We start from the raw sequence: 12,811 nt of genomic DNA, 5'->3' as shown, positions 1-12,811 counted from the left end.
CGTTCTGCAAGCTTTTTCGGCACACTTCCTTTTCTTTGTTAGCAATATCGACATCTGCTTTGCTGATTGGTTTTGCTTTTTGTTCCGCACAAAGAAAAGGCAGCGGGCCGAAATCCTCTGATTCCTTCCCACTGCCTTTTTCATTTAATTATGGGCAGCATCTCTGCGCAGCGCGGGCAGCTCCGCATTCAGTACGGAACGCGGCAACACGATTTGCACCGCGGCAGGCAGCACATGGGCCTGCAGGCTGGTATACGGGGCACATTCCCCGTCTCTTGTCACGACGATGGGATTGCCATCCAGGGTGTCCAACTGCAAGCGGTGCACTTTTCTTGCCAGTATAATATCGCGGTAGGCTGGAGCGACCTGGTCACCCTGCATGTGCAGGCCTTTCTGGTAGTCGCCGATCAGGCGGGCAATCTGCAGCCGACCGATCTTTCGCACCAGAACCAGGTCCAGCAGGCCATCGTTCATGCAGGCCTGCGGCGCAGCCCAAAAGCCGCCTCCATAGGTGGAGCCGTTGCAGAGAGCCAGCATCAAGAAGTCGCCGGTAATGGTTTCGTCATCCGCGCAGATCCGCAGCCGGTGACCCAGATGCCCGCTGACCGCCTGCAATATGGAGAGTTTATAAGCCATGGAGCCACCGCACAGAGGAATCCGTCGGAACTTCGGGATTCCGTAGGCAACCTGGGCGTCCAGACCGGCAGAGCAGATGGCGGCTGCCAGACCCTGATCAGTCTCGATCAGATCCATGGTGACCGCTTCGCCCTGAATCAGGTTTTCCAGATCCAGAAACGGCGCGCTGCCCCCGAAATTGCGCACAAAGTCGTTGCCGCTGCCGCAGGGAACGCAAGCCACCAGGGCATTTTTATAACCGTAAGCACCCCGCAGTACCTCATTTAGAGTCCCATCGCCTCCGCAAGCATACAGACGAACAGACTCCCCTGATTCTGCCTGCTGCCGTGCCAGCTCCACTCCATGACCAGGCCGCTCAGTCAGAAGGATCTCGTACGCCACTCCTTGCCGGGCTGCCGCCTGAATGATCTTGGGAACCAGCACTCCGCTGGCGTCCGCTTTGCCGGAAACGGGATTTACAATAAAAACATGCCGCAACGGCTATGCCCTCCTGTCAGCGCGCTGCCGCGCACTTTGATATGATGGACCCATTATACATAATTCAGCCAGATTCGCCAAGCCTTGCTTTTCATGAATAAATCACGGAGGATTTGTTCATCCTTACAACAGGATACCGCGGCCGCCTTGCCGCAAGAAAGGCCGGATATTATGCAGATTTATAGCGAAGTTGGAAAAATCGCCATCACAAGCCTGGTTTCCATCGTAGTCTTGTTTGGCCTGTGCAAGCTGGTGGGGCAGCGTCAGATTGGCCAGATGAGTCTGTTTGATTACGTAACCAGCATCACCATCGGGTCCATTGCCGCGGAGCTGGCCACCGATCTGGAGGCCTGGTGGCAGCCGCTAACCGCCACGGTGGTTTACGGAATTGCTGCTCTGTGCATTGATTGGTTCACCTGCAAATCCATCGCCCTGCGTCGCTTTTTCAATGGACGTCCGGTGGTGCTTTATCAAAACGGGAGGCTTTATCCCAAAAACCTGCTGCGTGCCCGACTGGATCTGAACGAGTTTTTGAGCCAATGCCGAGTGGCCGGTTATTTTGACCTGAACCAGCTGGAATCCGCCGTTCTGGAAACCAACGGGCAGATCAGCTTCCTTCCCTCCTCACAATTTCGTCCAGCCACGCCGTCGGATCTTCAGCTTTCTCCGCAGCCGGAAGGGCTTTGGTGCGCGCTGGTTCTGGACGGTTCTCCTCTTATGGATAACCTGGAAGCCATCGGGCACAATTCCGCCTGGCTGCAGGAGCAGCTGACGGCCCGCGGCTACAAAAGCTCGAAAGAAATATTTCTGGCCATGTACGGCCCGCAGGGGCAACTGACGCTCTATCCCAGACAGTGCCGCCCGGAACGGGATTGGTTTGAATGAAAAAGGAGCGTACAGCACAAGCTGCACGCTCCTTTGTGTATTCGGTCAGTAACCGGGAACCAATTACTTGAAGTAACGGTTCAGCAGGCCCTGCATGCCGCGGCCGTGACGAGCCTCGTCCTTAGCCATCTCGTGAACGGTGTCGTGGATAGCATCCAGGCCCAGCTCCTTAGCCTTCTTGGCCAGGTCCATCTTGCCGGAGCAAGCGCCGCACTCGGCGTCAACACGCATCTGCAGGTTCTTCTGGGTGCTGTCGGTCAGAACCTCGCCCAGCAGCTCGGCGAACTTGGCAGCATGCTCAGCCTCTTCGAAAGCGTAGCGCTTCCAGGCCTCAGCGATCTCGGGGTAGCCCTCACGATCAGCAACGCGGCTCATAGCCAGGTACATGCCAACCTCGCTGCACTCACCGTTGAAGTTCATGCGCAGGCCCTCGATGATCTCCTCGGGAACGCCCTCCTTGGCGATGCCAACCACGTGCTCGGTCACGTAGGTGTTCTCGGTCTTCTCAACGAACTTATCCTTGGGAGCCTTGCAAACGGGGCAGAAATCGGGAGCAGCGCCCTCGGCGATGTAACCACATACGGTGCAAACAAACTTGGACATAGTATTCATCCTCCAATATTTTAAATTTCAGCTCATTGACTCAGAAGCGGCTCGTAAATAGGAACCGTTCTTTGTTATAGCTAAAGTATAGCATCAAAGTATAGTTTCGTCAAGCACTATTTTCAGATTATTTTGAAAAAATTACAATTTCTTAATATTAAAGCCCATCCGGCCCAGTGCAGGCAGCAAAGCGGACAGACTGGAGCTGGTCACAAGCCCCATGGCAAGGCCGGAAACGATGAGCACCGGGGCGTAGGTCAGGGCCAATGTGCTGCTGAGCACAATGCTGGCACCGATGAGCTGCCCGATGTTGTGGGCCAGAGCTCCGCAGACCGAAAGAATAAAATAGGTGATGTGCTTGCCGAACAAACGGAACAGCACCCACATGACCAGCAGAGACAGCAATCCCCCGCACAGTGACAAAAACCCGGCCACCACGCCGCGGGTAAGCATGACAAAGAAGGACTTCAGCAGCGCCAGGCTCAGTGCCTGCTTTGCCCCCATGAAAAACAGCGCATACATAACCACGATGTTGGCCAGACCGATCTTTACACCGGGCATAAGGCCCAGCATGGGTGCAATGGCGGATTCCGCAAAGGAAAGCGCCATCGCCAAAGCGAACAGAAGGCCGGACAGCGCAATCTGTCTTGTTTTGTTTTGCGAAAAACGCATGAATTCAAACTCTCCTTATAATATAGTGCCTGTTTGAGGCGATAACAATCCAGTTTGATTGTAAAATGCCCGGGCGGTTCTGTCAAGCGCATCCGCTTATGGCTCCGGTGAATAAAGTGTAAATTTTCTGTCAATGCTACCGGTACAGCTTGCATTTCCATTTGATATAGTATAAAATCAATTACATAACTTTCCAGGAAAGGAAGAAGAATCTATGAAAAAACTCATCGCGATTGCTCTGTCTGCCGCTGTTTTCGCTCTTGGGCTGGTCGGCTGTGGCGGCCAGGAAAGCAGCAGCAAAGCATATAACCTGAACGACATCGTTACCGCCGTGGAGAGCGCAAACCCCGTTGCCAATCCCCGCGATGTGGACGACAACTTCATTACTCTGGACATGATGCTTGACAAGAATGACATCGAAGAATACGCCGGCAAGGTTTCCAACGATCAGGCCGACAGCGCTCTGATTGTTGCCGTGAAGGCTGTGGAAGGCAAGGGCGACGCGGTCAAGAGCGATATGGAAGCCTACAAGACCAGCATCTCCACCGGCGGCCTGTATGCAGAGTTTGCCGATAAGGAAGCCGCTGCCAAGGATGCCCGTATCGTTCAGCAGGGCGACTACGTTGTGATGGTGGTTGCCAACACCAACGGTGCAGATTACAGTGCCATCGACACCGCTCTGGATGAAGCACTGAAATAATCCCCCACCAAGACAATGCTTTTGGCCGGTACCACCAGACGGCGGTACCGGCCTTTTTTGTAAAGGAGTGTCGCAAGCTTGCTGTTCAGTACCATTCTGTTTTTATTCCGCTTTCTGCCGATCACACTGGCGCTGTACTACATTGCCCCCTACAAGCTGAAAAACCTGGCTCTGTTTGTTTGCAGCCTGGTGTTCTATTCCTGGGGCGAGGTACGCTTCTTCCCGGTGATGGTCGTGCTGATCCTCATCAACTACTTCTCCGGCCTTGCAATTGAACGATTCGATCATTCAGACAAGATGCGCCGGGTCTTTCTGATTATTTCCATTGTGGGCAGCCTGTCCATGCTGGTGTTTTTCAAATACACCAACTTCATCATCAGCACCATCAATGCGGTTACCGGGCTTTCCATCGGCATGGTGGAAGCAGCCACCGTGCTGCCCCTGGGCATCAGCTTCTATACCTTCCAGACCATGAGCTACTCCATCGACGTATACCGTCGGGATGTGCAGGCTGAGCACAACATCATTGATTTCGGTGCATATGTGGTTATGTTCCCCCAGCTGATTGCCGGTCCCATCGTGAAATACCGGGATGTGGCCGCGCAGCTTCACGTGTACAAGGACCGCTACCGCCTCAAGCAGATCGAAGAGGGCATCTGCCTGTTTGTATTCGGCCTGGCGAAAAAGGTCCTGATTGCGGATACCGTAAGCAAGCTGTGGTATGATATCATCGGCACCTACAACGATCAGCATGTTCTTACCTCGGCTGGTGTGGGTTTGGCGAATGCGAGCACCCCGCTGGTCTGGCTGGGTCTGCTGGCCTATTCCCTGCAGCTGTATTTTGACTTCTCCGGCTACTCGCTGATGGGCATCGGTATGGGCAAGATGCTGGGCTTCGATTTCCCCATGAACTTTAACATGCCCTACATCGCCCGCAGCATCACCGATTTCTGGCGGCGCTGGCATATGACGCTGTCCGGCTGGTTCCGGGAATATGTGTACATCCCCCTGGGCGGCAACCGCCGGGGCCTGAAGCGCCAGATCTTCAACATGTTCGTGGTCTGGACCCTGACCGGCATTTGGCATGGTGCGGACTGGAACTTTATTTTCTGGGGCATTTATTATTTCATTCTGCTGGCCATCGAGAAAATCTTCCTTTTGAAAAAGCTCCAGACCGGGCGTATCTGGCCTCACATTTATACCTTGCTGCTGGTGGCTGTGGGCTGGGCGCTGTTCGTGGGTAACGAGGACGGCGTGGGCCTGGCTCTGCTGATGCAGAAGCTGTTCATTCCCTCCGGCGGTGTTTCCTGCCTGTATTTCCTGCGCAACTACGGCGTGCTGCTGGTGGTGGCGATCATTTGCTGCACTCCGGTGCCCCTGCGCATCTACGACTGGCTGAAAAAGCATACTGTACTCAAGATCGTTGTAGTATTCGCCCTGCTGCTGATGTGTATCGCCTATATTGTGGCATCCACCAACAGCCCGTTCCTGTATTTCCGTTTCTAAGGGAGGGGATCGCATGAAAGAAAAATTGAAAGAGTTGAAGCAGTATCCCCTGCTGGTGCTGTTTTTCCTGTTTATTTTCTGCTTTATGATTGCTGACGGGCTCTGGCCCAAGCGTGCGGAATCCGAGCTGGAGCGTCGGCCGCTTGCTCAATTCCCTGACTTCAGCTTCTCCAGCCTGGTGAAAAATGAATGGACCGCCAAATACGGTGAGTACACCAAGGATCAGGTGATCGTGCGCGACAGCTGGCTGAAGGCTCAGAGCCTGTGCGAAAGCCTGCTGTTCCAGAAGGAAGAGATTGGCGGCGCGATGATCGGCAAAAACGACGCGCTGTTTACCAAGATGTTCGCTCTGACCCCCACCGAAGAAAAGCTGCTGCAGAAGAACACCACTCTGGTGCAGCAGTTTATTGAAAAATTCCCCGGTCAGGTCACGTTCCTGCTGGCTCCTTCCTCCAGTGTAATCAACGCTGAGGAGCTGCCTGCCAACACCCCCATGCTGGACGAAAACGCCCGCTTGGATACAATCTTCTCCACCGTGGGCGAGGCCAACAGTCTGGATCTGCGGGAGCCTTTTACCGCGGCCAAGGACGATGTGCAGCTGTATTACGACACCGACCATCACTGGACCAGCTACGGCGCCTATCTTGCCTATCAGCAGTTCTGTCAGATGCGTAGTCTTACCCCCATGGAGGTAAGCGAGAGCGACTACACCACCGTGCCCGGCTTCTATGGCACCACCTATTCCAAGGCGCTGTACTGGAAGAGCAAACCGGATACCATCGCGTATCGGGACCTGCCCAACGCCATGACTGTATGGAATGTTTCTCCCACCTTTGAGCTGACCGAAAATTTCACCGCCACCATGTATGATAAGTCCAAGCTGGAGACAGACGACAAGTATGCCATGTTCCTGTATGGCAACAACGGCTACTCCACCATTGAAGGCGACGGTGAAGGCAGCATTCTGGTGGTGAAGGACAGCTACGCCAACAGTTTCATTCCCTATCTGACTGCAAATTATGCCCGCATCGGCGTAATTGATCCCCGTGGTTTTGGCCTGAGTGTGGCGGACTTTGCCCAGCAGGAAGGCTACGATGAGGTACTGCTGCTGTTCAACTTCCAGTCCTTCAAGGAAAGCACCTTCCTGAGCTGCCTGAACATTACCAACTGACAAAGCTGTATCATCTTATGAGCGGAGGGGCAAAACGCCCCTCCGTTTTTACGTAGTTTTTACATTGAACTAGTGAAAAGCGCTTTCAGATGTTTTATACTTAAAATGAGCAACGATTTTGAGGAGGCCTTGAAACCTATGATTTATATTCTGGAAGACGACAACAGCATCCGAGAGCTGGTTACCTATACCCTGAATCGTTCCGGCTACGAAGCGAAGGGCTTTGACCTGCCCTCGCTGTTCTGGGCCGAGATGGAAAAACAGATGCCGGATCTGCTGTTGCTGGATATCATGCTGCCGGAAGAGGATGGCATTCATATTCTGAAGCGTCTGCGAGCCAACTCCACCACAAGCCAACTGCCGGTGATTATGCTCACGGCCAAGGGCAGTGAGTACGACCGGGTGACCGGCCTGGACAGCGGTGCCGACGACTATATTCCGAAGCCTTTCGGCATGATGGAGCTGGTGGCCCGGGTGAACGCTCTGCTGCGCCGTGCCAAGCCTCAGACCGCTCCGGACGAGTATCAAGTGGGTGAAATTCAGCTCTTCCCTGCCCGCCATCAGGTGCTTGTGAACAAAGAAGAAATCTCGCTGACGCACAAGGAATTTGAACTGCTCAGTGTTCTGATCCAGCAGCCGGGCATCGTCTTTACCCGGGAAAAGCTGCTCAATCAGATCTGGGGCTACACCTTCGAGGCGGAAAGCCGCACAGTGGACGTACATATCCGGACTCTGCGCCAGAAGCTGGGCGAATGCGGCAGCTATATTGAGACCGTGCGCGGGACCGGATATCGGATTCGGGAGAATGGCGTATGACAAAACGGCTTTTCAGCGCCATCCTTACTGTTACCCTCTCCACCCTTCTGGTGGGCATGATCATCCTGATCGCCATTCTGATGCCCTATTTTGAGCAGCAGTTGGCCACTGAGCTTACCACTGAACTGGGATATCTTTCCCGCGGGGTATCCCAATATGGGGAAGATTTCCTTTCCACCATCGACCCGGGAAGCAGTCGGATCACCTTGATCGACGCCGACGGTACGGTTTTGTATGACAGTTCCCTGGACGCTTCCACGCTGGAAAATCACGCAGACCGGGAAGAGGTAAAGCAGGCGCTTGCGACCGGCAGCGGCGAAAGCGTGCGTTATTCCACCACTCTGCAGGAAAAGACACTCTATCGGGCATTGTTGCTGCCCAGCGGTGATGTGCTGCGCATTGCCTGTACCCATTATTCCAGCATGGGCATTTTCCTGCTGCTGATTCAGCCCATCCTTTTGATTCTGACCTTCGGCGCGGTGCTTTCGGCAGTGATCTCCTACAAGGTATCTCACCGGCTGACCCGCCCGTTGAACGAAATTGATCTGGAGCACCCTCAGGTGCCGGAGGACTACGAGGAACTCACTCCTCTTCTGCGCCGGTTAAACCATCAGAACCGGCAGATCAAGGCACAGCTGATGGAGCTGGGCGAACAGCAGGAGCGCTTCGCCTCCATTACTGAAAATATGAAAGAGGGTTTTCTGGTGCTGGACCGCACCGGTACGGTGCTTTCCCATAACACCAGCGCTGGGCAGCTGCTTCATGCAGAAGCACCTCTGATGGGCCGGGATATGACCCATAGCCCCATTGAAGAGCTGAACAGCGCCATTCGGGATGCTCTGGAGGGTCAGCACACTGAAACACTGATTCCTCTGTTCGGCCGGATGTGTCAGCTGTTTGCCAACCCGGTCTACCAGCAGGACCAGCTTACCGGTACGGTGATCGTACTGCTGGATGTGACCGAAAAGCAGGAACGTGAGACGCTTCGCCGGGAGTTCAGTGCTAATGTTTCCCACGAGCTGAAAACACCGCTGACCTCCATCTCCGGCATTGCAGAAATCATGAAAAGCGGCCTGATTGATCCCAACGATGTGCCCCACTTTGCTGGGAAGATTTACGACGAATCCCAGCGGCTGATTCATCTGGTGGGTGATATCATCAAGCTGTCGCAGCTGGACGAAAACTCCATTCCCTATACTGCCGCTCCGGTGGATCTTCTGGAGCTGGCGCAGAACACCCGCATCCAGCTGGAAAATCCCGCTGCAAAACAGCAGGTAACGCTGCAGGTGGAGGGCGAACCGGTGGTGATTGAGGGCGTGCTTCCGGTGCTGGATGAGATGCTGTTCAACCTGTGCGACAACGCCATCAAATACAACAAGCCAGGCGGTCATGTATGGGTGAGCGTAAAGCACACACCGGATGGTCCCGCCATTGCGGTAAAGGATGATGGCATTGGCATCCCCGCAGAAGACCACGAGCGCGTATTTGAACGGTTCTACCGTGTGGACAAGAGCCATTCCAAGGCCATTGGCGGCACCGGTTTGGGACTTTCCATCGTAAAGCACAGTGCGGCCTATCACAACGCCCGCATCGAACTGGAAAGTGCTCCGGGCAAAGGTACCTGCATCCGCCTGATCTTCCCTCCCGGACGGGAAATCCATAGCCAGACTTGAAAACAAACGTAAAAAGGCTCACGGCATATCTGCCGTGAGCCTTTTTCATCTTATGGTTTTCTAGAAGCGGAATGGCTTACTCGGCCTGTTCATACTGCTCCTGTTCTTCCAGCAGCTTTTCCCACTCGTCGAACAGTTCCTGCTGATGAAAGCGGCTGTCTTCCAGCTCGTCGCATTTATCCCGCAGCAGAACATGGTCGCGCAATACCTCGGGGCTGGCGATCTCGTTTTCCAGTTCCACAATGTGTGCGCCCAGAGTTTCGATCTCGTCCTCCACTGCTTTGATACGGGTACGCAGCTCCGCTTTGCGGCGGCGCTGCTCTTTGCCATAAGCCGCTTTGCCTGCGGGCGCCTTCTCTTTCTCCTCCCTGGGAGCGGCGGCTGCCGGGTCTTCCCGGTGCATCATCCGCTCGTAGCTGGGATAAAGGGTGGCGTTTCCATCCTCCACATACAGGATGGGGCATTCCAGGCTGTTCATCAGATACCTGTCATGGGTGATAAGCAGCAATGTACCCTCGTAAGCCATCAATGCTTGGGTCAGGCTCTCACGGGTGTAGATGTCCAGATGGTTGGTGGGCTCGTCCAGGAACAGCAGGTTGGGCCGCTCCAGCACGATCTCGGAAAAGCGCAACCGGGCCAACTCGCCGCCGGACAGGGCGCTGCAGCTTTTGAACACCTCTTCGCCCCGGAATCCGAAGCGGGCCAGATGATTGCGCACCTCCAGCTCGGTATAACGGGGCCATTTATCCCAGATGGCATCGATCACACGGCCACCCCGGCGCATCTGCTGCTGCTCAAAAACGCTGGCCTTTGCGCCCGCGCCCAGCCGTACCATGCCGCCGGAGGGCTTGCGCTTGCCGTCCAGCACCTGCATCAGGGTAGATTTGCCCGCGCCGTTGGGACCAGCGATTACCAGCCGCTCGCCACGCAGCACCTGCAGATCGAAGGGATGCAGCAGTACCCGCTCACCGATCTTTACGCTCAGATTCTTGATGGTAAGCAGCTCTTTGTAGGGAGTAACATCGAATTCAAAATTGAAGTTCAGCTGCTGGGGCCCGCTGCGGGGCTTTTCGGTGATCTCCATCTTTTCCAGCTGCTTGCGGCGACTCTGAGCCATCTTTGTGGTGGAAGCACGCACAAGATTCCGGGCAATGTAGTCCTCCAGCTTTTGCGCCTTGGCCACATCGGCATCGTGCTGCTTCTGCTGCAATGCTACTGCTGCCTCCTTCTGGGGCAGGTAGGCGGAGTAATTGCCCTTATAGCTGGTGAGCTGATGGTCCTCTACTTCCCAGATCCGGGTACATACCGAGTCCAGGAAGTAACGGTCGTGGCTGACCACCAGCACTGCACCGGAATAGGCCTTCAGGTATTCCTCCAGCCATTCCATGGTGGCAAAGTCCAGATGGTTGGTAGGCTCGTCCAGAATCAGAAGATCCGGCCGCTGCAGCAGAAGCTTTGCCAGTCGCAGGCGGGTGTGCTCACCGCCGGAGAGCACCGCCACGCCTTTGGTGTAGGTTTCGGGGCCAAAGGCCATACCACTGAGAACCTTCTTGATCTGGATATCCATATGATAGCCATCCGCCGCGTCGATCACTGCCGAAAGCTCCGCATGCTTTGCAAGCAGCTGTTCGTCGCCAGGGTTCTTTTCCAGCTTGTTTTCCAGCACCTGCATCTGTTCCATGGCGCTGAGCACCGGCGCAAATGCGCTGCGCATCTCACCATATACATCCAGGGTTGGGTCCAGCTTGCTGTTCTGTTCCAGGTAGCCCAGAGTTACCCCGCGGCTGATCTGGTACTCGCCTTCGTCGGGCTGGTACTCGCCGCAAAGCACCTTGAGCAGGGTAGTTTTACCGGCACCGTTTTCGCCTACGATGCCAATGCGCTCACCCTTTTCCACTGTGGCGTTGATGGCGTGCAGGACAACGGCGTCGCCAAAGCTTTTTCCTAAATTTTGTAACGATATGAGCATATGATTCCTTATTACTCTTAACTACTCTTGTTTATTCCTTCCGTTCCAGGCTCTTTTCTGCCCAGGCCAACAGATCCTGATAGACCTGTTGGCGATTTGTTTCGTTCAGCATCTCGTGACGGCCGCCCGGATACAGTGTAAGGCGAACATCCTTTACACCGGATTGCCGCAGCATTTCTGCCACCTTTTTCACGCCTTTGCCGTAATCGCCCACCGGGTCCATGTCGCCGGAGAAGAGCCAGATGGGCAGATCCCGGCGAATTTTTTGTGCCCATTGCAGGTTGCTCACCTGCTTCAGAGTGGAAAACAGCTCATGAAAGGCGCTTACCGTAAACACGAAGGTGCATTTAGGGTCTGCGCTGTAGCGGTCCACGATCTGTTCATCCCGACTGATCCAATCGTAGGGGGTACGGGGTTTCGGCACCTTTTTTAGATAGGTACCGAAGGCCAATTTGTTCACCAGCTTTGATGTAAAGGAAGATCCCTTTACGGAAGAAATCCAGCCGCTGATGCCGATTCCTGCATTCACCAGCGGGTTTGGTCCTCCGGTTCCGCTGATGATCAGTGCGTCCATTGCGTCCGGATACTCTGCGGCGAACCATCGGGCGAAGAAACTGCCCATGCTGTGCCCCAGAAGGATCAACGGAAGATCCGGGTACTTTTTGCGGGCGAGCAGGTTCATGGTGTGCAGGTCACGCAGCACATAAAAGCGCCCATCCTTCTCGCCAAAATATCCGTCAATGCCCTCTTCCCCGCTGGTTTTTCCGTGACCCAAGTGGTCGTTGCCGCATACCACAAAGCCATGCTGTGCCATAAATTCGGCAAATTCCCGGTAGCGCTCGATGTGCTCGCACATGCCGTGGCTGATTTGCAGGATTGCCTTGGGGGCGATATCCGGCATAGTGTAGAAGTATCCGGCGATGGTGTCTTTGCCGTTGCTGGATTTAAAACTGATGCTTTCGGTTTTTAAGTCCGACATTTTGCAGCTCATCCTCCTCCATTACAATGGAATACAGCTCCTGCCAATTATGGATGGTATAAGTAGGCTTATTGCCCTCTTCCGGTTCCGGCTGCTGGTGGAAGTTGCACCAGCAGGTGGCCAGCCCGGCATTCTGGCCTCCCTTGATGTCCGCGCTCAGGCTGTCGCCCACCACCAGGACCCGGTCCCGATGCTCGATGCCCAAAGCACGAATGGCCTGCTCAAAGAAACGGCGATTGGGCTTTTCCACGCCCATCTTCTCGGAGACGAACACCTCGTCCATATAGGACTCCAGGCCGGAATCCCGCAGGCGGCTGGCCTGTACTTTGGCCACGCCGTTGGAAGCAATGGCCAGGGTTGCCACTTCAGAAAGCTCACGCACAGCTTCCAGGGCGCCCGGAATCAGATCCGGATGACTGCCCAGGCGATCCAGATAATAGGCGCTCATTTCGGCAGCAGAGCCTTTTCGCTCCAGCTTTTTCAAAAGGCGTGCAAATCGCTCCACCACCAGCTTGTCCCGCTTGATCTGGCCCTTTTCCAGCGCCGCCCAGAGCTCCTTGTTGATCTCCACATAGAGCATCTCGGTCTCGTGATCGCTGGGCAGTTCGAAATGCTCCAGCGTCTCCTGGATTGCCTTATGCTCCGCTGCTTCAAAATCCAGCAGCGTGCCATCCATATCCAATAACAAACAATAATAATGTGCCATGGGTCGTTTTCTCCCTTT

At 54.8% G+C, this 12,811-nt stretch carries 12 protein-coding genes; 6 read left to right on the top strand and 6 right to left on the bottom strand.

The annotated features are described in order from the left end of the window. Positions 1 to 144: 144 nt before the first annotated feature. Positions 145 to 1,113: a diacylglycerol/lipid kinase family protein gene (locus B5F28_RS03460; RefSeq protein ID WP_087293429.1), complete on the bottom strand. Its 969-nt coding sequence runs from the start codon at positions 1,111 to 1,113 to the stop codon at positions 145 to 147. 171 nt (positions 1,114 to 1,284) lie between these two features. On the opposite strand from B5F28_RS03460, the gene B5F28_RS03455 reads away from it, so the two are divergent. Beyond that, positions 1,285 to 1,998, top strand: coding sequence for a DUF421 domain-containing protein (locus B5F28_RS03455; protein WP_087293427.1), 714 nt, complete (start codon positions 1,285 to 1,287; stop codon positions 1,996 to 1,998). Between the two features lie 63 nt (positions 1,999 to 2,061). On the opposite strand, the gene B5F28_RS03450 is transcribed toward B5F28_RS03455, so the two are convergent. Together B5F28_RS03450 and B5F28_RS03445 are read right to left on the bottom strand one after the other, a co-directional pair. Further along, the gene (locus tag B5F28_RS03450; protein WP_058963037.1) at positions 2,062 to 2,601 is read right to left on the bottom strand and encodes an NADH peroxidase; all 540 of its coding nucleotides are present in this window, start codon (positions 2,599 to 2,601) and stop codon (positions 2,062 to 2,064) included. Positions 2,602 to 2,742: 141 nt separating this feature from the next. Further along, positions 2,743 to 3,273 (bottom strand): Gx transporter family protein, encoded by a 531-nt coding sequence (locus tag B5F28_RS03445; RefSeq protein WP_087293425.1) that lies wholly within the window; start codon positions 3,271 to 3,273, stop codon positions 2,743 to 2,745. Between the two features lie 214 nt (positions 3,274 to 3,487). Here B5F28_RS03445 and B5F28_RS03440 point away from each other — a divergent pair, with 214 nt between their 5' ends. The 5 genes from B5F28_RS03440 (at position 3,488) to B5F28_RS03420 (ending at position 9,139) form a co-directional block, all read left to right on the top strand. After that, entirely contained in the window at positions 3,488 to 3,973 is a 486-nt protein-coding gene (locus B5F28_RS03440; RefSeq protein ID WP_087293423.1) for a DUF4358 domain-containing protein, read from the top strand. Positions 3,974 to 4,051: 78 nt separating this feature from the next. Continuing rightward, positions 4,052 to 5,479 carry an MBOAT family O-acyltransferase gene (locus tag B5F28_RS03435; protein WP_087293421.1) on the top strand — a complete coding sequence of 476 codons (1,428 nt, stop codon included), beginning with the start codon at positions 4,052 to 4,054 and terminating at the stop codon, positions 5,477 to 5,479. Between the two features lie 13 nt (positions 5,480 to 5,492). Continuing rightward, complete coding sequence (locus B5F28_RS03430) at positions 5,493 to 6,650, top strand: DHHW family protein (protein ID WP_087293419.1); 1,158 nt, start codon at positions 5,493 to 5,495, stop codon at positions 6,648 to 6,650. Between the two features lie 138 nt (positions 6,651 to 6,788). Then, positions 6,789 to 7,466 (top strand): winged helix-turn-helix domain-containing protein, encoded by a 678-nt coding sequence (locus tag B5F28_RS03425; protein WP_087293417.1) that lies wholly within the window; start codon positions 6,789 to 6,791, stop codon positions 7,464 to 7,466. Further along, entirely contained in the window at positions 7,463 to 9,139 is a 1,677-nt protein-coding gene (locus B5F28_RS03420) for an ATP-binding protein (protein WP_087293415.1), read from the top strand. Before B5F28_RS03425 ends, B5F28_RS03420 begins: the two co-directional genes overlap by 4 nt. A gap of 76 nt (positions 9,140 to 9,215) precedes the next feature. Here B5F28_RS03420 and B5F28_RS03415 read toward each other — a convergent pair whose 3' ends face one another. The 3 genes from B5F28_RS03415 to B5F28_RS03405 are packed head-to-tail and all read right to left on the bottom strand — an operon-like array spanning position 9,216 to position 12,793. Beyond that, on the bottom strand, positions 9,216 to 11,108 hold the full coding sequence (locus tag B5F28_RS03415; RefSeq protein ID WP_087293413.1) for an ABC-F family ATP-binding cassette domain-containing protein: 1,893 nt from the start codon (positions 11,106 to 11,108) through the stop codon (positions 9,216 to 9,218). Positions 11,109 to 11,139: 31 nt separating this feature from the next. Further along, positions 11,140 to 12,087, bottom strand: a complete 948-nt coding sequence (locus B5F28_RS03410) for an alpha/beta hydrolase (protein ID WP_158097505.1) — start codon at positions 12,085 to 12,087, stop codon at positions 11,140 to 11,142. After that, positions 12,053 to 12,793, bottom strand: a complete 741-nt coding sequence (locus B5F28_RS03405) for a YjjG family noncanonical pyrimidine nucleotidase (protein WP_087293409.1) — start codon at positions 12,791 to 12,793, stop codon at positions 12,053 to 12,055. Before B5F28_RS03405 ends, B5F28_RS03410 begins: the two co-directional genes overlap by 35 nt. Positions 12,794 to 12,811: the final 18 nt, after the last annotated feature.

It is taken from the genome of Gemmiger sp. An194 (assembly GCF_002160145.1).
Taxonomy (GTDB): domain Bacteria; phylum Bacillota; class Clostridia; order Oscillospirales; family Ruminococcaceae; genus Allofournierella.
Note: the sequence above shows the minus strand (reverse complement) of the source record. Positions and strands in the feature narration are given on the sequence as shown.

Coding starts and splice junctions, on each gene's coding strand:
- B5F28_RS03455 (WP_087293427.1), top strand. CDS start 1,285: ATGCAGATTTATAGCGAAGTTGGAAAAATCGCCATCACAAGCCTGGTT.
- B5F28_RS03450 (WP_058963037.1), bottom strand. CDS start 2,601: ATGTCCAAGTTTGTTTGCACCGTATGTGGTTACATCGCCGAGGGCGCT.
- B5F28_RS03445 (WP_087293425.1), bottom strand. CDS start 3,273: ATGCGTTTTTCGCAAAACAAAACAAGACAGATTGCGCTGTCCGGCCTT.
- B5F28_RS03440 (WP_087293423.1), top strand. CDS start 3,488: ATGAAAAAACTCATCGCGATTGCTCTGTCTGCCGCTGTTTTCGCTCTT.
- B5F28_RS03430 (WP_087293419.1), top strand. CDS start 5,493: ATGAAAGAAAAATTGAAAGAGTTGAAGCAGTATCCCCTGCTGGTGCTG.
- B5F28_RS03425 (WP_087293417.1), top strand. CDS start 6,789: ATGATTTATATTCTGGAAGACGACAACAGCATCCGAGAGCTGGTTACC.
- B5F28_RS03420 (WP_087293415.1), top strand. CDS start 7,463: ATGACAAAACGGCTTTTCAGCGCCATCCTTACTGTTACCCTCTCCACC.
- B5F28_RS03415 (WP_087293413.1), bottom strand. CDS start 11,108: ATGCTCATATCGTTACAAAATTTAGGAAAAAGCTTTGGCGACGCCGTT.
- B5F28_RS03410 (WP_158097505.1), bottom strand. CDS start 12,087: ATGTCGGACTTAAAAACCGAAAGCATCAGTTTTAAATCCAGCAACGGC.
- B5F28_RS03405 (WP_087293409.1), bottom strand. CDS start 12,793: ATGGCACATTATTATTGTTTGTTATTGGATATGGATGGCACGCTGCTG.